We start from the raw sequence: 23692 nt of genomic DNA on the forward strand, positions 1-23692 counted from the left end.
CAAACACCCATAAGGCGCGATTCTGGAAAACCAGATTCGCGCCTTTGTTAGTTCGATAAAAATCCTTATAAATCAACGATGTGAGCGCTCATGCGCGCTGGCATCCTCCTTGCAAATAAGAGCGCGCGGCCGCCCTGTGCCGCGACATAAAAACAGTAAGGAGACAGCCGATGTCCGATCCCATCTTCCGGTTTCGCTGATCCCCAGTTTCGTCCTGTCGCGGCCCGAACGCGCTTCGTTCGGCCATTGGCTTAACTCATTTGCGGGAACCATCGTGAAGAAACCTGTCCACAAAGTCCTCTACGTCCAGGTGATCGTGGCGATCGTCATCGGCGTGATTCTTGGCCATTACTGGCCCGCCATCGGCATCGACATGAAGCCGCTCGGCGACGCCTTCATCAAGCTCATCAAGATGGTGATCGGACCGATCATCTTCTGTACCGTCGTGACCGGCATCGCCGGCATGGAGGACATGAAGAAGGTGGGCCGCGTGGGCGGCAAGGCGCTGCTGTACTTCGAGATCGTCTCGACCTTCGCGCTCGTGCTCGGCCTGATCGCCACGCACGTGCTAAAGCCCGGCGCGGGCTTCAACGTCGACGTCCATTCGCTCGACGGCAAGGCCGTGGCGAGCTACGCCGAAAAGGCGCACGGCCAGAGCAGCGTCGACTTCCTGATGCACATCATTCCGGACACGCTCACCTCGGCGTTCGCACAAGGCGAAATCCTGCAGATCCTGTTGATCGCGCTGCTGTTCGGCGCGGTGCTCACGCAACTGGGCGAGCGCGGCCGCGTGGTGACCGAGTTCATCGACGGCATCTCGGGCGTGCTGTTCGGCGTGGTGAAGATCGTCACGAAGCTCGCACCGATCGGCGCGTTCGGCGCGATGGCGTTCACCATCGGCAAGTACGGCGTGGGCTCGCTGATCCCGATGCTCAAGCTCATCGGCACGTTCTATCTCACGTCGATCGTGTTCGTGCTCGTCGTGCTCGGCGCCATCGCGCGTTTCACGGGCTTTTCGATCATCCGCTTCGTCGCCTACATCAAGGAAGAACTGCTGATCGTGCTCGGCACGAGTTCGTCGGAATCGGCGCTGCCGCAACTGATGCAGAAACTCGAACGCCTTGGCTGCTCGCGCTCGGTGGTGGGCCTCGTGGTGCCGACCGGCTACTCGTTCAACCTCGACGGCACCAACATCTACATGACGATGGCGGTGCTCTTCATCGCCCAGGCGACGAACACCGATCTCACGTGGACGCAGCAGCTCACGCTGCTCGCGGTGACGATGCTCACCTCGAAGGGCGCGAGCGGCGTGACCGGCGCGGGCTTCATCACGCTCGCGGCGACGCTCGCCGTGGTGCCGACGATCCCGCTTTCGGGCATGGTGCTGATCCTCGGCATCGACCGCTTCATGAGCGAGTGCCGCGCGCTAACCAACATCGTCGGCAACGGCGTGGCGACGGTCGTGGTCTCGGCGTGGGAGAAGGAACTCGACCGCAAGAAACTGCGCGCCGTGCTCTCCGGCGAGATCGAGGAAGTGAAGGAAAGCGCGGGCGCGTAAGCCGCCGGAGTTTCGCCTTTCGTTTTGTCTCCCGTTGTTTCGCGGCTATGCCGCCGGGCGGCGCGCCCGTTTCCCCTGCGTGAGCGCCGCCCGTTTTTGCTGTTCCCCTCCGTTTGGTGCGTTCGTGGCCCGCTGTGTACCCCGGACGCCCCGGCGCGGCCGTGTGCCACAATCTCCCTCGTTCCCCTCGACGTTCTGGAAGCCGCTCCCGTGACGCGCCGCCTCATCATTCTCTTCGCGCTCGCCGCCGGCCTCGTCGCGGTCTGCGCGCTGACGTGGGCGCTCACGTGGCAGGCCGGCATCGACGCGCTGCGCCGCAACGCCGCCGTGCGCGGCGACCGCACCGCGGCTTCGCTCAAGAGCACGCTCGAGCGATACGACTCGCTGCCCTATATCGTCGGCGAGCATCCGCTCGTGCAGGACGTGCTCGCCGACCCGCGGCCCGAGTGGGTGGCCGCCGCCAATCGTTATCTCGAAGACGTGAACCGCCACGCGCGCGCGACGACGACCTACATCATCCGCGCGGACGGCATGAGCGTCGCGGCCAGCAACTGGCGCGAGCCCGACAGTTTCGTGGGCGTGGACTACCGCTTCCGGCCGTATTTCATCGACGCGATGAAGGGCGGCGTGGGCCGCTTCTTCGGCATCGGCACGATCTCGCACGATCCGGGCTACTACGTGTCGCAGCCCGTGCGGCGCGACGGCAGGATCGTGGGCGTGGCCGTGGTGAAACTCAATCTCGAATGGTTCCCGGGCACCGACGCCTCCGAGCCGCTGCTCGTCACCGACGACCACGGCGTGATCTTTCTCTCCTCGGTGCCCGCGTGGAAGTACCGCACGGTGCGTCCACTGCCGCCGGCCGTGGTGGCCTCGATCGACGCCACGCGCCAGTACGCGAGCGAGCCGATCGCGCCGTTGCCCGCGAGCGTCGAGCGCGTGCTTCCGGGCGACGCCGACATCGTGCGCATGGGCGCGGGCCTGCGCGCGCCGCGTTACCTCGAAACGCGCCGCTCGCTTGCCGAACCCGACTGGCACCTCGTCACCATGTCGTCCATCGACCCCGTGCTCGACGCCTCGCGCAACGCGACCATCATGACGGGCTTCGGCTACGTCTCGCTGTGCCTGTTCGGCTTCTACTGGCGCATGCGGCGCGCGCGCGTGAAGGAAGTGATGCGCAGCCGCGCGATGCTGCAAAAAGCCTACGCGATGCTAAACGAGCGAGTGGCCGAACGCACCGCCGATCTCTCGCAGGCGAACGAGCGCCTGCAACGCGAGGTGGCGGAGCGCACGCGCGCGGAAAGCGTGTTGCGCGCGACCCAGGACGAACTGATCCAGGCGAGCAAGCTTGCCGCGCTCGGCCAGATGGCGGCGGGCATCACGCACGAACTCAACCAGCCGCTGGCGGCGCTGCGCAGCTTTTCGGACAACACGCGCGTGTTTCTGGAGCGCGGCCAGTACGCGGCGGCCACCGAAAACCTGGAAGCGATCGGCTCGCTCACCGAGCGCATGGGCAAGATCGTGAACCAGCTCAAACTGTTCGTCGGGCGCGCGAGGCCGCGAAGCGCGCGCGCGCCGGTCGCCCGCGCGCTGCGCAACTCGCTCGCGCTGCTCGGCAAGCGGCTCGACGGCGTGCGCGTGGATCTCACGTTGACGGAAGACGGCGCGCCGCCCGCGCCGCTCGATATGGACGCGGAGTACCCGGACCTGAGCGCGCAGAGCGACGACCTGCGGCTCGAACAGGTGCTCATCAACGTGCTCGGCAACGCGCTCGACGCCGTGGCGGGTCTGCCGTCGCCGCGCATTGCGATCGACGTGCAGGCGAGCGCGGCGACGCTCGCCATCGCGGTGAGCGACAATGGGCCCGGCATTCCCGAAGATGTGTTGCCGCGCCTCTTCGAGCCGTTTTTCACGACGAAGGAAATGGGCCAGGGGCTCGGCCTCGGGCTCGCGATTTCCTCGTCGATCGCACGCGACTGCGGCGGCTCGCTCACGGCGAGCAACGCGCCGGAAGGCGGCGCGCGCTTCGTGCTGACGCTGCGCCGCGCGCGTGCGGATGCCGCGAAGCACGTTTACGAATGAATCAGGATAACGAACGAACAGGGTGAACACATGGTGAACACCACGCCTGGCCGGGTGCTCTACGTCGAGGACGACGAACTCGTGCGCCGCGCAGGCGTGCAAAGCCTGCAGCTCGCGGGCTTCGACGCCGCCGGTTTCGCCAACGCCGAAGCCGCGCTGCCGCTCATCGACGCCGACTTCGCGGGCGTCGTGGTGAGCGACATCCGTCTGCCGGGCATGAGCGGGCTCGATTTGCTCGCGCAGTGCCACGAGCGCGCGCCCGAAGTGCCCATCATCCTCGTGACGGGCCATGGCGACATCTCGATGGCCGTGCAGGCTATGCGCGACGGCGCGTACGACTTCATCGAGAAGCCGTTCGCCTCCGAGCGCCTGATCGAAACGGTGCGGCGCGCGCTGGAGCGGCGCCTGCTCGTGCTCGAAAACCTCGCGCTGCGCCGCGAACTCGCGGGGCAGAACGCGCTCGCGCCGCGCATCATCGGCAAGAGCCCGGCGATAGAACAGGTGCGCAAGCTCATTGCGAACGTCGCGCCGACGGACGCCTCGGTGCTCATCAACGGCGACACGGGCGCGGGCAAGGAACTGATCGCGCGCAGCCTGCACGAGCTTTCGCCGCGCCATGACAAACCGTTCGTCGCCCTGAATTGCGGCGCGCTGCCCGAGACGATGTTCGAATCGGAGATGTTCGGCTACGAGGCGGGCGCGTTCACGGGCGCGGCCAAACGGCGTATCGGCAAGCTGGAGCATGCGAGCGGCGGCACGCTCTTTCTCGACGAAATCGAGAGCATGCCGCTCTCGTTGCAGGTGAAACTGCTGCGCGTGCTGCAGGACGGCGTGCTTGAGCGCCTGGGCGCGAACCAGCCCGTACGCGCCGACTTGCGCGTGGTCGCGGCGGCCAAGGGCGACATGAGCGAGCACGTTGCGGCGGGCACGTTCCGGCGCGACCTGCTGTACCGGCTGAACGTCGTGACGATCGCGCTGCCGCCGCTCGCCGAGCGCCGCGAGGACATCGTGCCTTTGTTCGAACACTTCCTGCTCGACGCCGCGGTGCGCTACCAGCGTCCCGCGCCGCTTCTCACCGAGCGCGACCGCATGCGCCTTGCGCAGCGCGACTGGCCGGGCAACGTGCGCGAATTGCGCAACGCGGCCGACCGGCGTGTGCTCGGGATTCCCGACGACCTTTCGGCGGGCGCGGCGGCGGCAGCCGACGACGCGCTGCCGCTCAAGGAGCGCGTGGAGCAGTACGAACGCGCGCTGATCGCCGACGCGCTCGCGCAGAGCAACGGCGCGGTCGCGCAGGCCGCCGAACGGCTGCAGATGGCGAAGGCCACGCTGTACGAGAAGATTCGCCGCTATGGGCTGGTGGCGCGCGGCGAGGCGTGAGGACGAAAAAAAAGCAGCGGGTTTCCGCTGCTTTTTTGTTGGGCATAAGCCCTTTGTCAGGTCGCCAGCGCCTTCTGCAGCAACTGATCGAGTTCGGCGAATTGCGGCTCGCCCACATAGCGCTTGAGAATCTTGCCGTCGCGGCCGATCACGAACGTGGTGGGCGTGAGCTGGACGTTGCCGAACTGCCTCGCCGCCGATCCATCGTCCATCGCCACCTTGAACGGCAGTTGACGCGTTTGCGCGTAGTTGGTCACGTACATCGGGGCGTCGTAATTCATCGCCACGGCGACGAACTCGAGACCCTCGCCCTTGAAGCGGTTATAGGTCTGGACCATCTTCGGCATTTCCGCCATGCAGGTGGTGCAGCTCGTCGCCCAGAAGTTGACGAGATAGACCTTGCCCTTGAGATCGTTCGTGGAGACTTTCTGGCCGGACAGCAGCGTGAAGGTCGCATCGGGCACGCGCTGCTGGCTGCCGAAGAATGCGAAATAGCCGGCCACGGCGATCGCGACGACGACCACCGCCGCGCCAATGCGCATGAGCGCGCCGGAGCGCTTGTTCGACGGATTCGGGGATGCTGCGGTCATGGGTCTTGCCTCGTGCGCCAAAGGACGCAGGTGTTGAGCGCGATCATTGTAGCGCCGAATTTCCCGGCATAGCGGTTGCAGGACAACACCTGGGTATGCGCCGACGGATAATGTCCCGCACCTTTCACTCCTGTGACAAATCGCGCCCCATGGTCCTCGACATCTTTCGCCGTGTCCGTTTCAGCGTGAACCCGCCGATGCGCGCCTTCGCTCCGGCCCGCGTGGCGGCGCGAGGCATAGTCGCCGTGGCGTTCGCGCTGGCGGCGTGTTCGCCCACCTACGACTGGCGCACGATTTCGAACGACGCGAGCGGCTACTCGATCGATCTGCCCGCCAAGCCCGACAAGGACGAACGCCGTATCGACGTGAACGGCACACCGATGCGCATGCGTGTACAAACCGCGGAAGTCGCCGGCGACGTGTTCGTGGTCGGCACGCTCGACCTGCCCGACGCGCAGCCCGCGACGCAGCAAAAGGCGCTCGACTTCCTGCGCGCGGGCCTCGCGCGCAACGTGGGCTCGGGCGCAGAAGCGCGTCCGGTGGCGGTGCCGTTAGCGGCGGGTGGTTCGGTGGAGGGCGTGGAGATGCGCATCGCCGGCAAGGCAGGCACCAACGGCGACACGCGCACGATCCACGCGCGGCTCGTCGCGAAGGGCGCCCGGGCGTACCAGGTGGCCATCGTCGGACGCACCGAACCGCCGGTCGAGCAGATCGACCAGTTCTTCCAGTCTTTCAAGCTGTACTGAGCGTTGGCACCGCGCAGCACACCCTGCGTAGCCATGTTTCGTTCGCGCCGTGACGGGCCTTTGCCGGTCGAAATGAAGGTGGCGCTGCAGGTAAACGCGCTAATTACCGGATTTGATTGAGGGTTTACTGGTTACCCACAGGACCTGTGGGTAACTTTGTGGAAAACAACGCGGCGCGGGCCCGAAAGGGCCATCCTGTGGGCTTTCTGTTAGTTTTGGCGGCTTTTCTGTAAATCCAGAAAGGCAGAAGAATCAATGGGTTATGAAATCCAGTCATTCGTCATGCGAATGACTCTCGAAACCGGGGCCAGCACGAGAAAATGTGTATAAGTCAAGTCTTGACTTCAACTTATTGGCGCTATGCACCTTCTCTCGCGGCATAAGGCGGCCGTGTTTTCCACCGGCACCTGGCGCTGGGCACGGCTAACGCTCCGCAAACACGCGCCGGTACTGCACGGCCTCCGCTACGTGCGCCGCTTCGGGCATCGGTGCGCCGGCTAGATCGGCAATCGTGCGCGCGACCTTGAGCACCCGGTAGTGCGCGCGAGCCGACCAGCCGAAGCGCTCGCCCGCTTCGCGCAGCAGCGTCTCGCCTGCGGCGTCCGGCTGGCAGACCGTGTCGGTCTCGCGGCCGGTCAATTCGCGATTCGTTTTGCCCTGGCGCGCGAGCTGACGTTCACGCGCCGCCTGCACGCGCCCGGCAATCGCGGCGCTCGGTTCGGCGTTCGCGTGGGCGCGAGCGGCCAGTTCGGCGGGCGGTAGCGCGGGAATCTCGATCTGGATGTCGATGCGGTCGAGGAGCGGGCCCGAGAGTTTGCGCAAATAGCGCGCGGCGCTTTCGGGCGTGCAGCGGCAGCGTCCCGCGGGGTCGCCGCGCCAGCCGCACGGACAAGGATTCATCGCGGCAACGAGCTGACACGCGGCCGGAAAGTCCGTTTGCCACGCGGCGCGCGAAATCGTGATCGAGCCCACTTCGAGCGGCTCGCGCAGCGTTTCGAGCACGTGTCGATCGAACTCGGGCAGTTCATCGAGGAACAGGACACCTAAATGCGCAAGCGTGATCTCGCCCGGCTGCGGCGGATTGCGCCCACCGATCAGCGCGGCGGCGCTCGACGAGTGATGCGGCGCGCGAAACGGCCGCTGCCGCCACTGCTGTGGCGTGAAGCCCACCGCGCTTGCCGAGAGCAGGGCAGCGGAAGCTAGCGCCTCGTCGTCGGTCATGAGGGGCAGGAGTCCGGGCAGGCGCGCAGCGAGCATCGACTTGCCAGCGCCCGGCGGACCAACCATCAGCAGATGATGGCCGCCGGCCGCCGCGACTTCGAGCGCCCGGCGTGCGCCGCGCTGGCCGACCACGTCGGCCATATCGAGGGGCGCGGCGGCGGGGGCGGCGTCGAGTGCGCCCGGGCGCACGGGGGCGAGGCGCGCCTCGGGATCGGCGCCCGCAAGGTGAGCGCAGAGCGAGCGCAAATCTGCTGCTCCGTACACCGCGACACCGGGCGCGAGCGCCGCTTCGGCGGCGTTTTGCGCGGGCAGATAAAGCTCGGGCATGCCGGCGCGCGTTGTTTCGCCTGCCTCAGTATCAGGAATCCTGAAGATTTCGCTTGCGGTTGCCGCTTCGTCAACACGCGCTGCGCGCTCCTTATGCGCGCGTGCCGTGCCGCACGCCATGGCGAACGCGCCGCGCATGGGGCGCACGGCGCCGGTCAGCGAAAGCTCGCCCGCGAACTCGCGGTTCGCGAGCGCGACAACCGGTAGCTGGCCACTGGCCGCGAGAATGCCGAGCGCGATCGGCAGATCGAAGCGGCCCGACTCCTTGGGTAAATCGGCGGGCGCAAGGTTGACGGTAATGCGCCTCACCGGGAAATCGAAGCCGCAGTTCGAGAGCGCGGCGCGCACGCGCTCGCGGCTTTCGCGCACTTCGAGATCGGGAAGCCCGACGATGGAAAACGACGGTAGCCCGTTGGCGAGATGAACTTCTACGGTGACTTCGGGCGCGCGGCCAGCAGCCGGCGCGCGGCTGCGCACCACGGCAAGCGACATGGGATTCTCCGGAAGGCTCGCATGCGGTGGTGGCGCGCGCCGTACGCGCCGGGTACGGACATCGCGCGCCATGCATGCGCCAGGCTGGTGAGGCGTACGCCCCTTTACGGTTCCGTTGCGGGTTCCGTTGCATTACGCGCTACGGATCGCCTGCGGCTGAGCGGCAGCGTCACTGCACTCAATTGCGCCAGGGAATGCGCAAGGAAATGATCAGGACGACTGGCCAGTGAGCGGCAGCTTCTGCTCGAGTTCGGCCACGCGGCGCTCGAGTTCCTCCAGGCGCTGGCGCGTACGGACGAGCACCTGCGTTTGCGCGTCGAATTCCTCGCGTGTAACGAGGTCCAGCTTCGAAAAGCCTTGCGACAACATTGCGCGCACATTGCGTTCGACATCTCGCGCCGGCGAGTTCTTGAGCAGGTCGCTCATGCGCGCCTGTAGATCATTGAATACGTCGTTCGGTTGCTTCATTTGATTCCCCTTCGCTGCACAAAAAATGTGCAAGTTTTGTTTCGCCTGTGCCCCGCGACGAACCGTGATCGATCTTGGTGCGAACTTGCGGGGCCACGGCCGCCGTTGCGCGCAACTGGTGCGCAACGGTGGCCCGTGTGCTTCGCGCCGTGGCGCGGCCGGCCACTTCCAGCCGCTATGCGGCGCCCGGCGCGGCAGCGATGCCTGAGAACACTGTAGCAACGTTCCCCCCGCCACGCCACCGCGCGCGCCTCATGCTGGCCGTTCGGCCAGGGCCTTGCGCGCCGCGCCCCTCAAGGCGCGGACCGGCATTGTCCACGGCTTTGGGCGCGCTTGCATTGAAGTCCATCACATCGGCTTTGCCCACGGGTGAAGGGTGGGGTGCAGCAAATTGGCACGGGTGTTGCTAATACTGCCCCGCGCACCGAACGACGGTCGGTTCACGGTGTGCCGGCGAGACGGCTACGCATCCTGTACCGCTCGCAGGGCGCCCGTTGCAGAAGCAAACAAAGCGATGAAGCAAACCACAGCGAGGACTACATGAAACTCATTACAGCAATCATCAAGCCGTTCAAGCTCGATGAGGCGCGCGAAGCCCTCTCGGCGATCGGCGTTTCGGGGATCACGGTGACGGAGGTCAAAGGCTTCGGTCGCCAGAAGGGGCACACCGAGCTGTATCGCGGCGCGGAGTATGTCGTCGACTTCCTGCCGAAGGTGAAGATCGAAGCGGCGGTGGCCGACGACATCGTCGAGCAGGCCATCGAGGCCGTGGAACGCGCGGCCCGCACGGGCAAGATCGGCGACGGCAAGATTTTCGTCACGCCGATCGAGCAGGTGATCCGCATCCGCACCGGCGAGACCGGCGCCGACGCGCTGTAAAGGCCGCAATCAGGCTTAAAGAGACCGAGACAAGAGGAAAAGAGGAAACCGAGATGCGCAAACTTTTGATGTCACTGATGATGGCTGGCTCGCTGCTGGCCGGCGGCGTCGGCGCCGCGCTGGCGGACGACGCCTCCGCGCCGGCCGCGGCCTCCGCCCCGGCTACCACTGCGTCGGCGCCCGACGCGTCCGCAGCCGCACCGGCTTCGGCGCCCGCCGCCGATGCGACGGCAAGCGCCCCGGCCGCCGCCGCGAGCGCCCCCGCCGATGCATCGGCAGCCGCTGCGGCCGCCGCGCCCGCCGCCCCGACCGCGCCGTTCTCCGTCGACTCGTCGAAGATCAACTCGGGCGACACCGCGTGGATGCTGACCTCAACCGCCCTCGTGCTGTTCATGACGATCCCGGGCCTCGCGCTCTTTTACGGCGGCATGGTCCGCAAGAAGAACGTGCTGGCGACGCTCATGCAGAGCTTCGCGATCACCTGCGTCGTCACGGTGATCTGGACGGTGGTCGGCTACTCGATCGCGTTCACGCCGGGCGGCTCGTTCATCGGCGGCTTCTCGCGCATCTTCCTTGAGGGCATGAACTACATCAAGGGCGACAAGGCGACGACGCTCACCGTGAGCCACCTCGCGCCGACCATCCCCGAGACCGTGTACTTCGTCTACCAGATGACGTTCGCGATCATCACGCCGGCGCTCATCACCGGTGCGTTCGCTGACCGCATGAAGTTCTCGGCGATGCTCGTGTTCATGTCGCTGTGGTCGATCATCGTCTACTCGCCGATCGCGCACATGGTCTGGGAACCGACGGGCTGGCTCGCCAGCGCCGGCATCCTCGACTTCGCGGGCGGCACGGTGGTGCACATCAACGCCGGTATCGCAGGCCTCGTGTGCTGCCTCGTGCTCGGCAAGCGTGTGGGTTATGGCCGCGAAGTGATGGCGCCGCACAACCTCGTGCTCACGCTGATCGGCGCGGCCATGCTGTGGGTGGGCTGGTTCGGCTTCAATGCGGGTTCGGCAGTCGCGGCTGACGGCCGTGCCGGCTTCGCGATGCTCACGACGCAAATCGCCACGGCGTGCGCGGCGCTCGGCTGGATGTTCGCGGAATGGATCGCCAAGGGCAAGCCGTCGGTGCTCGGCATCGCTTCGGGCGCCGTGGCGGGTCTCGTGGCCGTGACGCCGGCTTCGGGCTTCGTCGGCGTGATGGGCGCAATCGTGATCGGCGTGGTGGCGGGCGTGGTCTGCTTCTGGTCGGCTACGTGGCTCAAGCACAAGTTCAACTACGACGACTCGCTCGACGCGTTCGGCGTGCACGGCATCGGCGGCATCATCGGCGCGCTGCTGACCGGCGTGTTCGCGGTGAAGGACATCGGCGGCGCGGACGGCAACCTCATCCTGCAAGCCAAGGGCGTGCTCACGACCCTCATCTACAGCGGCGTGGTGAGCTTCGTGCTGCTGAAGGTGATCGACATGGTGATGGGCCTGCGCGTCTCGGAAGAAGAAGAGCGCGAAGGGCTCGACGTGGTTCTGCACGGCGAGCGCGTGGAATAAGCGCGCCGTTCCGGATGGTTTGATCTAGCAGGGCAGCAAGCAGCGACCTGGGCCCGCCTTTCCGGCGGGCCCTTTTCTTTTTATGACCTGCGTTCGCGCGTGGGCGCCCAGGCGCCGGGTGCGACGTTTGCGCGCCCTGGTGGGCGCGTGAGGGGAATAAGCGCGCCGCCCGCGCGTTCGCATAGTGCCCCTTCAATCCGTGGGCCCAATTGCGCCGGGCGGCGCGCTCGGTCCAGAATGGATATCCGGCGTGAACATCCGCGCGGGCAGAAAGGGCGATTGACCCTGCCCCGATCAAGGGATTTCATGACGGGATTCACGTGGGCAATCCCGTCTTGCAACTGGCGCAATCGTCCCCAGATAAACGGCCGGTTTCCCTACAATCACAGCATTTCGTCCGCGAGTCACCCCTTATGGTCCCGCATCTGGTTACGGCGTTGAATGGCCCGCTCCTCGAACTGGAGCAGCGCATCCTCGACGCGACGCCGGCCATCGAGCGCTGGTTCCGCCTCGAATGGCAGGAGCACACGCCGCCGTTCTACGCCTCGGTCGACCTGCGCAACGCCGGTTTCAAGCTCGCGCCGGTCGACACCAACCTGTTTCCCGGCGCCTTCCACTGCCTGCCGCAGGAAGTGCTGCCGCTCGCCGTGCAGGCGGCCATGGCCGCCATCGAAAAGATCTGCCCGGACGCCAAGAACCTGCTCGTGATTCCGGAGATGCACACGCGCAACGCGTTCTATCTGGAGAACGTCGCGCGCCTCGCCACGATCATGCGCCAGGCGGGCCTGAACGTGCGCTTCGGCACGCTCGACGAAACCATCGCCGGGCCGGTCACGATTTCGCTCGCCGACGGGCAGAAGATCGTGCTCGAACCGCTCGAGCGCTCGCAGCGGCGCCTCGGTCTGAAGAACTTCGATCCCTGCTCGATCCTGCTGAACAACGATCTTTCGGGCGGGATTCCGCCCGTGCTCGAAAACCTGCACGAGCAATACGTGCTGCCGCCGCTGCACGCGGGCTGGGCCGTGCGCCGCAAGTCCACGCACTTCTCCTGCTACGACGACGTGGCGAAGAAGTTCGCAAAGATGGTGGGCGTGGACCCGTGGATGATCAATCCGTACTTCGCGCACGTGGAAGGCGTGGACTTCGAGGCGCGCACGGGCGAGGAGCAGCTTGCCACCGCCATCGACGCCGTGCTCAAGAAGATCGCGAAGAAGTACCGCGAGTACGGCATCACCGAAAAGCCGTATGTCGTCATCAAGTCCGACGCCGGCACGGACGGCCGCGGCGTGATGACGGTGCACGACGCATCGGAGGTCGCCGCACTCACGAAGCGCGAACGTGCGAAGATGTCGGCCACGAAGGACGGGCTCGAAGTGCACGACGTGATCGTGCAGGAAGGCGTCTACACGTTCGAGCATATCGGCGACGAGGTGGCCGAGCCGGTCGTGTACATGATCGACCGCTACGTGGTGGGCGGCTTTTACCGCGCGCACGGCAGCCGCGAGCGCGACCAGAACCTGAACGCGCCCGGCATGCACTTCGTGCCGCTCGGCTTCGAGCACACGGCGTTGCCCGACACGCGCGCGAAAGCGGGCGCGGCGCCGCCGAACCGCTTCTACATGTACGGCGTGGTTGCGCGGCTCGGGTTGCTGGCGGCGTCGGTCGAGCTGGAAAAGACCGACCCGGAGGCGATCCAGGTCTGATCCCGCCGCCGTCATTCATACAATCGAACGCAGCGCCCGCCACCGTGCGGGCGCTGCCGTCATGACACCAGGAACCACGCAGAGACGATATGGACATTCTCTTCATCGCCGATCCGCTCGAGCGGTTCAAGATCTACAAGGACTCGACCTACGCGATGATGGCCGAGGCCGCGAAGCGCGGCCACACGCTCTTCGCGTGCGAGCCCCAGCACCTTGCATGGGTGAACGGGCACGTGGAGGCCGACGTGCGGCGCTTTACCATCGTCGGCGATACGGCGGACCTGCATCGCGAAACGTGGTTCGAAGCCACGGCCGATTCGCGCGCGCTCACCGGCTTCGACGCCGTCGTCATGCGCAAGGACCCGCCCTTCGACATGGAGTACGTGACGTCCACGTGGCTGCTCGAGCTTGCCGAGCGTGCGGGCGCGAAGATCTTCAACAAGCCCCAGTCGATTCGCGATCACTCGGAAAAGCTCGCCATCGGCGAATTTCCGCAGTTCGTCGCGCCCACGCTCGTCACGCGCAGCGCGGCGCGCCTGCGCCAGTTCCACGAAACGCATCAGGACGTGATCCTGAAGCCGCTCGACGGCATGGGCGGCATGGGCGTGTTCCGCGTGAAGGCGGACGGCATGAACCTCGGCTCGATCATCGAGATGCTGAGCCATGACGGCGCGCGCAGCGTGATGGCGCAGAAGTTCATCCCCGAGATCAAGGCCGGCGACAAGCGCATTCTGCTGATCGGCGGCGAACCGGTGCCGTACTCGCTCGCGCGCATTCCTCAGGGCAACGAGGTGCGCGGCAATCTGGCGGCGGGCGGCCTGGGCGTGGCCCAGCCGCTCACCGCGCGCGACATGGAGATCGCCCGCGCGCTCGGCCCGGCGCTCGCGGCACGCGGTCTGCTGCTTGTGGGGCTCGATGCCATCGGCGACTGGCTCACCGAGGTCAACGTCACGAGCCCCACATGCTTCCGCGAAATCATGGAGCAGACGGGTTTCGACGTGGCCGCCATGTTCATCGACGCGCTGGAGCGCGCCGCGGCGTGAGCATTTGAATCCCGTACCTGGAATACAAGCTTGAAAGCTGCCTGTACGGCGGCATCTGGCCGATGTGGGCGCCCAGCAGGGCGGGCGCTCCATCGAGGCCGACTGCCGGGCAGTTTCGGACCACGAAAGGTTGCGCGAGCGCCCGGCGCCTGTGAACGGCGCACGACATCTGTCGCCGCCGTGAGCAAAAGCGCTGCGCGTGCGCGAAAATGACCCTGCTACAATGCCGCGAGCCCGCGTTCCGGGCTGGCACACTCGCGTCGACAAGGCGCGTTGACTGCCGCGCGGCGCGTGTTCCGACCCTGCGAGCCCACGGCTGGCCGCGGGATTGGCGCTGCAGGACGCGATCGACGAATCGTCCCGGCATCAACCTGAGCCGTTATTTGCAGTCAAGCTGACATGGCAGGGATTCTGATCATTGCGCACGCACCGCTCGCCACCGCGCTACGCGAGTGCATCGCGCATATCTACGGCGGTTGTCCGGCGCGTATCGGCGCGCTCGACGTGCTCCCCGACAGCGACCCCGCCGAAGTGGTCGCGAAGGCGAATTCGGAAATCGAGCGCTTGCGCGAGGACAACGGCGCGCTCGTCTTAACCGACATGTTCGGCGCCACGCCTTCGAACATCGCGGCGCGCCTCGCCACCGTGCCCGAAGTGCGCGTTCTCGCAGGCGTGAATCTGCCGATGCTCGTGCGCGCCGTGTGCTACCGCGCCACGCCGCTCGACACGCTCGTTGAAAAGGCGCTAGCCGGCGCGAGCAAGGGCGTCCAGACCATCGGTCCGACCATGCCGCCCGTCGCGGCCGCGGCGAGCGAGTGTTGCCCGCCCACGCCATGCTCCGAATCCGCTGCCGACGCAACAAAGCCGACCGGAAGTCACGCCACAGGCCACGCCGCAAGCCAGAATGCGAGCCAGCCGGTCGCCGCGACGCGCGGCGCGGCCTGCACCGGCGGCGTCGCGGCCGGCATGCTCAGGCCGGCCGGCACGACCTGAACCGGCGGCGCGGCACAGAAAGCCAAAAACAAGGCACATCGAAAGACCCCCTAGTCACACTTCCACACACTGCGTCCGGATCGACCTATGCTGCAACAAGAAACGACCATCGTGAACAAACTCGGCCTGCACGCGCGGGCGTCGGCGAAGCTGACGCAACTCGCAGGCAACTATCAGTCGGAAATCTGGATGAGCCGCAACGGCCGCCGCATCAACGCCAAGAGCATCATGGGCGTCATGATGCTGGCCGCGGGCATCGGCAGCACGGTGATGATCGAAACCGAAGGCCCGGACGAGGCCGACGCCATGAGCGCGCTGCTCAAGCTGATCGCCGACAAGTTCGGAGAAGGTCAGTAAGACGCGCGCAGTCGATGCGCGTTGCCCGGAACGCCGCGGTTTGCCGCGGCGTTTTCATTTGCGCGGCGCAGACTGCTGCACAAGGCCGCAGCCGGGCGCGAACGGGCGCGCATGACCACATTTGGCCGCGCTGGAATTTATAATCATCGCCGGGGTCTGAGAGAGCGCATTGCAGCGGTTTGCCGCAGCATCAAATAACCAGAGGAGGTGCGCGTGCCGTTCACGCTGCATGGAATTCCCGTATCACGCGGTATAGCCATCGGGCGAGCGTATCTGATCGCCCCGGCTGCGCTCGACGTCGACCACTACCTCATCGAGCCTGCGCAGATCGAAGACGAAATCGCGCGCTTTCGCACGGCGCTTCAGGCCGTGGAGCATGAACTCGAGTCGCTGCGCGCCGACCTCGCCGCCGACGCCCCTTCCGAAATGGGCGCGTTCATCGGCGTTCACCTCATGATCCTGAACGACGTGATGCTCGTGCAGGAGACCATCGACCTCATCCGCACGCGGCGCTTCAATGTGGAGTGGGCGCTTACCGAACAGCTCGAACGCCTCTCGCGCCATTTCGACGACGTAGAGGACGAATACCTGCGCGAGCGCAAGGCCGACATCGAGCAGGTCGTGGAGCGCGTGCTGAAGTCGCTCGCGGGCGCCATGCCGCCCTCGCTGCACGGCGGCTGCGACGAGATGATCGTCGTCGCGCACGACATCGCGCCCGCCGACATGCTCCAGTTCAAGGGGCAAACCTTCCAGGGCTTCGTGACCGATCTGGGCGGGCGCACCTCGCACACGGCCATCGTCGCGCGCAGCCTTGGCATTCCGGCGGCCGTGGGCATGCAGCAGGCGAGCGCGCTGATCCGTCAGGACGATCTGATCATCGTCGACGGCGACCATGGCATCGTGATCGTCGATCCCGCGCCCATCGTGCTGGAGGAATACACCTACCGGCAAAGCGAGATGGCGCTCGAGCGGCGCAAGCTGCAGCGCCTGAAGTTTTCGCCCACGCAAACGCTGTGCGGCGCGAAGATCCAGCTTTACGCGAACATCGAACTGCCCGACGACGCGCAGGCCGCGCTCGACGCGGGCGCGACGGGCGTGGGCCTCTTTCGCACCGAGTTCCTGTTCATGAATCACAAGAACCACTTGCCGGAGGAGGACGAGCAGTTCGTGGCCTACCGCCGCGCGGTGGAGCTGATGAACGGGCTGCCCGTGACGATCCGCACGATCGACGTGGGCGCGGACAAGCCGCTCGACGCCCTGGGCGGCGGCGACGGCTACGAGACGGCCGCGAACCCGGCGCTCGGCCTGCGCGCGATCCGCTGGAGCTTGTCCGAGCCGCAGATGTTCCTCACACAGTTGCGGGCGATCCTGCGCGCCTCGGCGTTCGGCCCGGTCAAGATCCTGATTCCGATGCTCGCGCATGCGCAGCAGATCGACCAGACGCTCGACCTGATCCGCGAGGCGAAGCGCCAGCTCGACGACGCGGGGTTCGCCTACGACCCCAACGTGCAGATCGGCGCGATGATCGAGATTCCGGCGGCGGCGCTCGCGCTGCCCATGTTCCTGCGCCGTCTCGACTTCCTCTCGATCGGCACCAACGACCTGATTCAGTACGCGCTCGCGATCGACCGGGCCGACAACGCCGTGGCCGATCTGTACGACCCGCTGCATCCGGCCGTGCTGCAACTGATCGCGCATACGCTACGCGAGGCGAAGCGCGCCGGCGTGCCGGTTTCGGTTTGCGGAGAGATGGCGGGCGATCCGGCGTTCACGCGCTTGCTGCTCGGCATGGGGCTCACCGAGTTTTCGATGCATCCAAGCCAGTTGCTCGTGGTGAAGCAGGAGATCCTGCGCTCGCAACTCAAGGCGCTGGAGAAGCCTGTGTCGGAAGTGCTGGCCGCTTACGAGCCGGAAGAGTTGCAGGCGGCGCTGCGGCGGGTGGCGCAGGCCTGAACGCGCTCCCGGCTCGCGCGGGCGTCACGCGTGCCGGTGCCGCTCGCCGCACACGGGGCAATCCGCCTGCCGCGCCACGCGCATCGTGTTCCACTCCATGCGCAGCGAGTCGAGCATCATGAGCCGCCCGACGAGCGGCGCGCCGATGCCGCCGATCACGCGCAACGCCTCGGCCGCCTGCATCGCGCCGATGATGCCCACCGTGGGCGCGAATACGCCCATCGTCGAGCACGCCACTTCCTCGAACGGCTGGTCTTCGGGAAACACGCACGCGTAGCAGGGCGAGGCATTGTCGCGGAAGTCGAAGGTGCTGATCTGTCCGTCGAAGCGCAACGCCGCGCCCGAGACGAGCGGCACGCCGTGCTTCACGCACGCGCGGTTGATCGCGTGACGCGTGGCGAAATTGTCGGTGCAGTCGAGCACGACCGTCGCGCCCGGCACGTGCGCGTGGAGCCACGCATCGTCGATGCGCGTTTGCAGCGCGTTCACCTTCACCTCGGGATTCAGACGCGCGATGGCGTCGCGGCCCGACTCGACCTTCGCGCGGCCCACGGACGCCGTCTCGTGCATGATCTGCCGCTGCAGGTTGGTGAGGTCGACGGTGTCGTTGTCCACGAGCGTGAGCGTGCCCACGCCCGAGGCCGCGAGATACATCGCCGCCGGCGACCCCAGGCCGCCCGCGCCCACGACGATCGCATGCGCGTCGAGAAAGCGCTGCTGCGCCTCGATGCCGATCTCGTCGACGAGGATATGGCGGGAGTAGCGAAGGAGTTGGTCGTCGTTCATCGCGATGCGCTTGTTCGATGGCGCCGCGATGGACCTCGAGAGCCGAGTGGCCCTGAATGGGAAGCGCGCGCCGGGGAAAGACAGTGCCGTTATTGTAACGACGCCAGCGGCTGGAGGAGGGGCGGCCTCGCGGCCCGGCGCACAAGACGCGCAGGCCGCGAGACGGGTACAGCGTGACGACTTACTTGCCCGGAGCCGGAGCCGGGGCCGGGGCGGGAGCCGAGCCGCCCGCCGGGGCCGAAGCGGCCGGCGCCATGATGAGCGCGCCCGGCTTCACGGCGATCGGCGCGGAAGCCGAGGTCGGCGGCTTCTGCTGCGCGAGGCGCCGCTCCATGGGCGACTTCGACTCGGCAACCGGCTTGCCCTGGAGCTTGTTCAGCGCCTGCTGGAGCATGAAGTCGTCGGCGGATCCGAACTCGACGGGCTTACGCTCGCGGTCCTTCTGGCGCTGCTCCGGCGTCTTCTTGTCGTTCTGCTCCTCGAGCTGGCGCAGCATGTCCATGCGCTCCTGCTCGCGCTGCTCCTGTTCCTTCTTCTCGTCCGGGTCCTGCGTGTTGGCGAGGTGGTTCTGGTAATCCACTTCGCGCGTGACGAGCGCGTCGTCCGGATCGCCGTCGGCGTACTGGTCGACCGCGATGTCGGGGCGAATGCCCTTGTTCTGGATCGAGCGGCCGCTCGGCGTGTAGTAATACGCCGTGGTCAGGCGCAGCGCCGTGTCGGCCGTCATCGGACGCACGGTCTGCACCGAACCCTTGCCGAACGTCGTCTTGCCGACGATGAGCGCGCGCTTCTGGTCCTGCAGCGCGCCCGCGACGATTTCCGAGGCCGACGCCGAGTAGGCGTTGGTCAGCACGATCATCGGCACGGTCTTGAACTCGGCCGCTTCGCCCTTGAGCGGGTCGCCGTCGAACGAAGGCAGGCGGTAGTTCTCGTAGGTGTCGCGGTAGACCTGTTTCGAGTCGGGGATCTGGCCGTTCGTCGAGACGACGACCGAATCCGGCGGCAGGAACGCGCCGGCCACGCCCACGGCGCTTTGCAGCAGGCCGCCGCCGTTGTTGCGCAGGTCGAGGATGATGCCCTTGAGGTTCGGTTCCTGGCGCGCGATGTCCTGGAGCTTGGCCGCGAGGTCGGGGACCGTGCGCTCCTGGAAGCTCGTGACGCGGATATACGCGTAGCCCGGCTGCAGGATCTTCGACTTCACGCTCTGCACCTTGATGATGGCGCGCGTGATGGTGAGCGGGAAGGTGCGGTCGTCGGTCTTGCGGAAGATCGTGAGCGTGACCTTGGTGCCGGGGTCGCCGCGCATCTGCTTGACGGCCTGGTCGAGCGTCATGCCGCGCACCGGCTTGTCGTTGATGCGCGTGATGAGGTCGCCCGGACGAATGCCGGCGCGGTACGCGGGCGTGTCTTCGATCGGCGAGATGACCTTGATCAGACCGTCTTCCGAAGAAATTTCGATGCCGAGGCCCGCGAAGCGACCCTTGGTCTGCTCCTGAAGCTCCTGGTAATCGGTCTTGTCGAGATACGACGAGTGCGGGTCGAGGCTCGACACCATGCCCTTGATGGCGGCGGTGAGGAGCTTCTTGTCGTCCACGGGCGTGACGTACTCATGCTTGATTTGACCGAACACTTCGGCGAAAAGCCTTAGCTGGTCGAGCGGCAGCGGTTCGACGACCGTCTGCTGGGTTTGCTGCGCCTCGGCGGAAATCTGCAGGGTGGCAAATACGCCGGTCGCGAGGCCAGCGGCGATCAGGCCGATGTTTTTCAGGTTCTTTCGCATAGAGTATGTTGCGTGCGGTCGATAAGGCGCGTGGCAGCGTCTATTGGAAAAGCGACGGACAAGTATAACTGCACACCCGCCGTGGCTGTGTATATGGCGCGTACGATGGGACTAAGACAGTAGGGCCGCGGCCTGGTTCGCAAACCGTGTGCCGTAATTTCGCTTCTGGCGCGCTTCTGACACAGCGCTGGCAGGGCGCTGGCAATCCTGCCAGCCAGGGCCCGGAAAGCGGGAAAGGGGAATCTGCAACGAACTGCGGAGCCGCCGATCGACGCAGCATTGCCGCGCGCTCAGCGCGAGGCGCGAGCGCGACCAGGCGCAGCCGCCTGCCCGACGGACTAGCGGCTGCCTGAAAAAAACAGGCACGGCCATGACGTGGCCGATGACAGCAGGCGCTAACCTCAGCCCGCCTTCTTGCCCTGGTTCGCCACCGCGGCCTGGGCCTTGGCGATGGCTTCGGCGTCGCCCAGATAGTAGTGCTTGATGGGCTTGAGGTTCTCGTCCAGTTCATAGACGAGCGGCACGCCGTTCGGAATGTTCAGCCCGACGATGTCGTCGTCCGAAATATTGTCGAGGTACTTCACGAGCGCGCGGATCGAGTTGCCGTGCGCAGCGATCACCACCTTCTTGCCCGCCTTGATGGCCGGTGCGATCGACTCGTTCCACATCGGCAGTACGCGCGCGACCGTGTCCTTCAGGCACTCGGTGAGCGGCAGTTCCTCGCGCGGCACCTTCGCATAGCGCGGGTCGTTGTACGCGGTGCGCGAGTCGGTCGGTTCGAGCGCGGGCGGCGGCGTGTCGTAGCTGCGGCGCCAGACCAGCACCTGCTCGTCGCCGAATTTCGCAGCCGTTTCGGCCTTGTTCAGGCCCGAAAGCGCGCCGTAGTGGCGCTCGTTCAGGCGCCACGAGTGGACCACGGGCAAGTACATCTGGTCCATCTGGTCCTGTACGTGCCAGAGCGTGCGGATGGCGCGCTTGAGCACCGAGGTGTAGGCGATGTCGAACGTGTAGCCGGACTCCTTGAGCAGCTGGCCTGCCTGCTGCGCTTCGCGGTTGCCCTGCTCGGTCAGGTCGACGTCCACCCAGCCGGTGAAGCGGTTTTCCTTGTTCCACGTCGATTCGCCGTGGCGGATGAGTACGAGTTTGTACATGAGGATGCCGGTCGGTAGTGAAGGAAGCGGTAATCGGGGACGGGAAGCGCACAGTGGTCCAGTCCGGCGGGCTGCGCCCGGGCTGGGGGGCGTCAACCCTGCGACAAACGGTTATTTTATAATGAGCGGATTGTCCGAATCCGATTTCGCACGATTTCTCCGACTTTCCCTTTTTCCGGCGGACCCTCCGTGACGTTCTTCACCAATTACATCAACCTTGTACTCATCGCGATCGTCCTCATCTCAGGAGGGTTGCTCCTGTGGCCGACGCTCAAGCGCGGCGGCCGCGGCGGCGTTTCCACCGCCGAGGCGACGCAGCTCATCAACCGCCGCAATGCGGTGGTGCTCGACCTGCGTCCCGCGGGTGAATTCGCGAAGGGCCATCTGCCGTCGGCGCGTCAGGTTGAATTTGGCGAACTCGGCACGAAGATCGGCCAGCTCGTGAAGAACAAGAGCAACCCGGTGTTGCTGGTCTGCCAGACGGGCCAGCAGTCGCACAAGGCGCTGCGCCTCGTGAAGGACGCCGGTTTTGCCGAAGTCCATGTTCTGGACGGCGGCGTGAACGCCTGGCAACAGGCCGGAATGCCGGTCGTCAAACAAGGAGGTTCGAAGTGAGCAAAGTGGTCATGTACAGCACCCAGGTGTGCCCGTATTGCCAGATGGCCGAGCGTCTTTTAAAGTCGCGCGGCGTCGAACACATCGAGAAAGTGCTGATCGACCGGGACCCGGCGCGGCGCGAAGAGATGATGACGCGCACCGGCCGGCGTACCGTGCCGCAGGTTTTCATCGGCGAGACGCATGTGGGCGGTTACGATGACCTCTCCGCGCTCGACCGTGCGGGCGGTTTGATGCCGCTGCTCGAAGCCGCCTGAGGTTCAGGGGCTGGGTCCAGGCGCCGGACCGAGGCTGATGCAAGGCCTGGTTCGCAGCGTGGCGTAGCGACGCAGGGTTTCGGCCCGCGCGAGCCAGTGGGGCTTGCGCGGGCCTGTTGCCGTTCATTGCCGTAGTGCGGCGCATTTTCGGGACTTCGAGATGCCACGATAATGCCGCCGTGATCCATTCAATCAGGGAAGCTATACATCATGTCTGACGAGAACAACCAGCCGTTCTTCAATATCCAGCGCATCTACCTCAAGGACATGTCGCTCGAGCAGCCGAATTCGCCGTCCATCTTCCTTGAGCAGGACATGCCTTCGGTCGAAGTGGAAGTCGACGTCAAGGCCGAACGTCTCGCCGATTCGGTGTTCGAGATCATCGTCACCGGCACCGTTACCGCCAAGGTCAAGGACAAGGTTGCGTTCCTGATCGAAGCCAAGCAGGCCGGCATTTTCGACATCCGCAACATCCCGGCCGAACAGGTCGATCCGCTCGTCGGCATCGCGTGCCCGACCATCCTGTTCCCGTACCTGCGCTCGAACATCGCCGACGCGATCACGCGCGCGGGCTTCCCGCCGATCCATCTGGCCGAGATCAACTTCCAGGCGCTCTACGAGCAACGCCTGCAGCAACTCGCCCAGCAAGAAGGCGCGAGCAGCGCGACGCACTAACGCGTACGTTGCTCGTTTCCACGAACTACCGGTGCGGAGTATCGGAATGAACATCGCCGTTCTCGGCGCCGGAGCGTGGGGCACCGCGCTGGCAGGGCACCTCGCCCAGGCGCATCGAACCGTGTTGTGGGCGCGCGATGGCGCGCTCGTCGACACTTTGCGCAAGACGCATGAAAACGCCCGCTACCTCGCGGGCGTCGCGCTGCCCAAGAGTCTCCAATACGAAATCGATCTCGCCGCCGCGCTCGACCATGCTTCGGGCGAGGCGGATCTCGTCGTGCTCGCCGCGCCCGTTGCGGGCCTGCGCGGCATGCTTTGCACGCTGCGCGACATGGGCCGCGTGCCCGCGCACTTCGTCTGGCTCTGCAAGGGCTTCGAGGCCGAATCGCAGTTGATGCCGCATCAGGTCGTGGCCGCCGTTCTGCCGGGCCACGCGAGCAACGGCGTGCTTTCGGGGCCGAGCTTCGCGCGCGAGGTGGGCGAGGGTCTGCCCGTCGCGTTGACGGTGGCGAGCGCCTCCGCCGGCTGCCGCGAGCGCACGCTCGCCGCGTTCCATCACCGCGCCATGCGCATCTATACCGGCGACGACGTGGTCGGCGTCGAGGTGGGCGGCGCGGTCAAGAACGTGCTCGCCATCGCGACCGGCATCGCCGACGGCCTGGGTCTCGGCCTGAACGCACGCGCCGCGCTCATCACGCGCGGCCTCGCGGAGATGACGCGCCTTGGCGTCACGCTCGGCGGCCGCGCAGAAACCTTCACCGGGCTCACGGGCCTCGGCGACCTTATTCTCACCGCCACGGGCGACCTCTCGCGCAACCGCACCGTGGGCAAGCAGCTCGCGAGCGGCCGCACGCTCGACGACATCCTCGGCGCGCTCGGCCACGTGGCCGAAGGCGTGCGCTGCGCGCAAGCCGTGCTGGCGCTCGCGCGCGCGCATGGCATTGAAATGCCGATCACCCAGGCGGTATGCGCCGTGCTGTTCGACGGCGTCACGCCGCGCGACGCCGTGAGCGCGCTGCTGCGGCGCGACGCGAAGGCGGAGTAGGACGCTTCGGTCCTGCCGCGCCTGGCGCGAAGCCCGCGCGC

General features: G+C 66.2%; 20 protein-coding genes and 1 pseudogene. 15 read left to right on the plus strand and 6 right to left on the minus strand.

Going from position 1 to position 23692, the window contains the following annotated elements:
- The first annotated feature begins 274 nt into the window (after window positions 1-274).
- The 3 genes from U5768_RS18820 (at window position 275) to U5768_RS18830 (ending at window position 5017) form a co-directional block, all read left to right on the plus strand.
- A complete protein-coding gene (locus tag U5768_RS18820; RefSeq protein ID WP_322031905.1) occupies window positions 275-1558 on the plus strand; it encodes a dicarboxylate/amino acid:cation symporter in 1284 nt (427 codons plus the stop codon).
- Between the two features lie 171 nt (window positions 1559-1729).
- Window positions 1730-3637 carry a sensor histidine kinase gene (locus U5768_RS18825; protein ID WP_415913937.1) on the plus strand — a complete coding sequence of 636 codons (1908 nt, stop codon included), beginning with the start codon at window positions 1730-1732 and terminating at the stop codon, window positions 3635-3637.
- A 30-nt stretch (window positions 3638-3667) separates the two neighbouring features.
- The gene (locus U5768_RS18830) at window positions 3668-5017 is read left to right on the plus strand and encodes a sigma-54 dependent transcriptional regulator (RefSeq protein ID WP_322031906.1); all 1350 of its coding nucleotides are present in this window, start codon (window positions 3668-3670) and stop codon (window positions 5015-5017) included.
- A 56-nt stretch (window positions 5018-5073) separates the two neighbouring features.
- On the opposite strand, the gene U5768_RS18835 is transcribed toward U5768_RS18830, so the two are convergent.
- Window positions 5074-5559, minus strand: a complete 486-nt coding sequence (locus tag U5768_RS18835) for a TlpA family protein disulfide reductase (protein WP_415913938.1) — start codon at window positions 5557-5559, stop codon at window positions 5074-5076.
- Window positions 5560-5756: 197 nt separating this feature from the next.
- Between U5768_RS18835 and U5768_RS18840 the strand changes: the two genes are divergently transcribed.
- On the plus strand, window positions 5757-6353 hold the full coding sequence (locus U5768_RS18840) for a hypothetical protein (protein ID WP_322031908.1): 597 nt from the start codon (window positions 5757-5759) through the stop codon (window positions 6351-6353).
- A gap of 423 nt (window positions 6354-6776) precedes the next feature.
- Here the strand turns inward: U5768_RS18840 and U5768_RS18845 are convergent, their stop codons facing one another.
- On the minus strand, window positions 6777-8393 hold the full coding sequence (locus U5768_RS18845) for a YifB family Mg chelatase-like AAA ATPase (protein WP_322031909.1): 1617 nt from the start codon (window positions 8391-8393) through the stop codon (window positions 6777-6779).
- A gap of 210 nt (window positions 8394-8603) precedes the next feature.
- Window positions 8604-8861: an accessory factor UbiK family protein gene (locus tag U5768_RS18850; RefSeq protein WP_322031910.1), complete on the minus strand. Its 258-nt coding sequence runs from the start codon at window positions 8859-8861 to the stop codon at window positions 8604-8606.
- A gap of 540 nt (window positions 8862-9401) precedes the next feature.
- Between U5768_RS18850 and U5768_RS18855 the strand changes: the two genes are divergently transcribed.
- The 7 genes and pseudogenes from U5768_RS18855 to ptsP all read left to right on the plus strand — a co-directional run bounded on the left by U5768_RS18855 (window position 9402) and on the right by ptsP (window position 17342).
- Entirely contained in the window at window positions 9402-9740 is a 339-nt protein-coding gene (locus U5768_RS18855; protein WP_028201804.1) for a P-II family nitrogen regulator, read from the plus strand.
- Window positions 9741-9793: 53 nt separating this feature from the next.
- Window positions 9794-11293, plus strand: a complete 1500-nt coding sequence (locus U5768_RS18860) for an ammonium transporter (protein WP_322031911.1) — start codon at window positions 9794-9796, stop codon at window positions 11291-11293.
- Between the two features lie 413 nt (window positions 11294-11706).
- Entirely contained in the window at window positions 11707-12996 is a 1290-nt protein-coding gene (gene gshA, locus U5768_RS18865; protein ID WP_322031912.1) for a glutamate--cysteine ligase, read from the plus strand.
- Window positions 12997-13085: 89 nt separating this feature from the next.
- Window positions 13086-14039: a glutathione synthase gene (gshB, locus tag U5768_RS18870; RefSeq protein ID WP_322031913.1), complete on the plus strand. Its 954-nt coding sequence runs from the start codon at window positions 13086-13088 to the stop codon at window positions 14037-14039.
- Between the two features lie 399 nt (window positions 14040-14438).
- Window positions 14439-14912 (plus strand): annotated as a pseudogene (locus U5768_RS18875) (PTS sugar transporter subunit IIA); the annotation flags it as partial.
- A gap of 207 nt (window positions 14913-15119) precedes the next feature.
- Window positions 15120-15389, plus strand: coding sequence for an HPr family phosphocarrier protein (locus U5768_RS18880; RefSeq protein WP_042270095.1), 270 nt, complete (start codon window positions 15120-15122; stop codon window positions 15387-15389).
- A gap of 213 nt (window positions 15390-15602) precedes the next feature.
- On the plus strand, window positions 15603-17342 hold the full coding sequence (gene ptsP / locus U5768_RS18885; protein WP_322031915.1) for a phosphoenolpyruvate--protein phosphotransferase: 1740 nt from the start codon (window positions 15603-15605) through the stop codon (window positions 17340-17342).
- 24 nt (window positions 17343-17366) lie between these two features.
- Here ptsP and U5768_RS18890 read toward each other — a convergent pair whose 3' ends face one another.
- The 3 genes from U5768_RS18890 to gpmA all read right to left on the minus strand — a co-directional run bounded on the left by U5768_RS18890 (window position 17367) and on the right by gpmA (window position 21059).
- Complete coding sequence (locus U5768_RS18890) at window positions 17367-18128, minus strand: molybdopterin-synthase adenylyltransferase MoeB (protein ID WP_322031916.1); 762 nt, start codon at window positions 18126-18128, stop codon at window positions 17367-17369.
- A gap of 181 nt (window positions 18129-18309) precedes the next feature.
- Entirely contained in the window at window positions 18310-19908 is a 1599-nt protein-coding gene (locus tag U5768_RS18895) for a S41 family peptidase (protein ID WP_322031917.1), read from the minus strand.
- A 401-nt stretch (window positions 19909-20309) separates the two neighbouring features.
- Complete coding sequence (gpmA, locus tag U5768_RS18900) at window positions 20310-21059, minus strand: 2,3-diphosphoglycerate-dependent phosphoglycerate mutase (RefSeq protein WP_322031918.1); 750 nt, start codon at window positions 21057-21059, stop codon at window positions 20310-20312.
- Between the two features lie 189 nt (window positions 21060-21248).
- Between gpmA and U5768_RS18905 the strand changes: the two genes are divergently transcribed.
- The 4 genes from U5768_RS18905 to U5768_RS18920 all read left to right on the plus strand — a co-directional run bounded on the left by U5768_RS18905 (window position 21249) and on the right by U5768_RS18920 (window position 23651).
- A complete protein-coding gene (locus tag U5768_RS18905; RefSeq protein WP_322031919.1) occupies window positions 21249-21674 on the plus strand; it encodes a rhodanese-like domain-containing protein in 426 nt (141 codons plus the stop codon).
- Window positions 21671-21931 carry a glutaredoxin 3 gene (gene grxC / locus U5768_RS18910; protein WP_042270085.1) on the plus strand — a complete coding sequence of 87 codons (261 nt, stop codon included), beginning with the start codon at window positions 21671-21673 and terminating at the stop codon, window positions 21929-21931. The genes U5768_RS18905 and grxC overlap by 4 nt, the downstream gene beginning before the upstream one ends.
- Before the next feature lie 210 nt (window positions 21932-22141).
- Window positions 22142-22606 carry a protein-export chaperone SecB gene (gene secB, locus U5768_RS18915; RefSeq protein ID WP_322031920.1) on the plus strand — a complete coding sequence of 155 codons (465 nt, stop codon included), beginning with the start codon at window positions 22142-22144 and terminating at the stop codon, window positions 22604-22606.
- Window positions 22607-22652: 46 nt separating this feature from the next.
- Window positions 22653-23651: an NAD(P)H-dependent glycerol-3-phosphate dehydrogenase gene (locus tag U5768_RS18920; protein ID WP_322031921.1), complete on the plus strand. Its 999-nt coding sequence runs from the start codon at window positions 22653-22655 to the stop codon at window positions 23649-23651.
- Window positions 23652-23692 lie beyond the last annotated feature (41 nt).

Source organism: Paraburkholderia sp. J76 (assembly GCF_905220295.1).
In the GTDB taxonomy this organism is placed as follows: domain Bacteria; phylum Pseudomonadota; class Gammaproteobacteria; order Burkholderiales; family Burkholderiaceae; genus Paraburkholderia.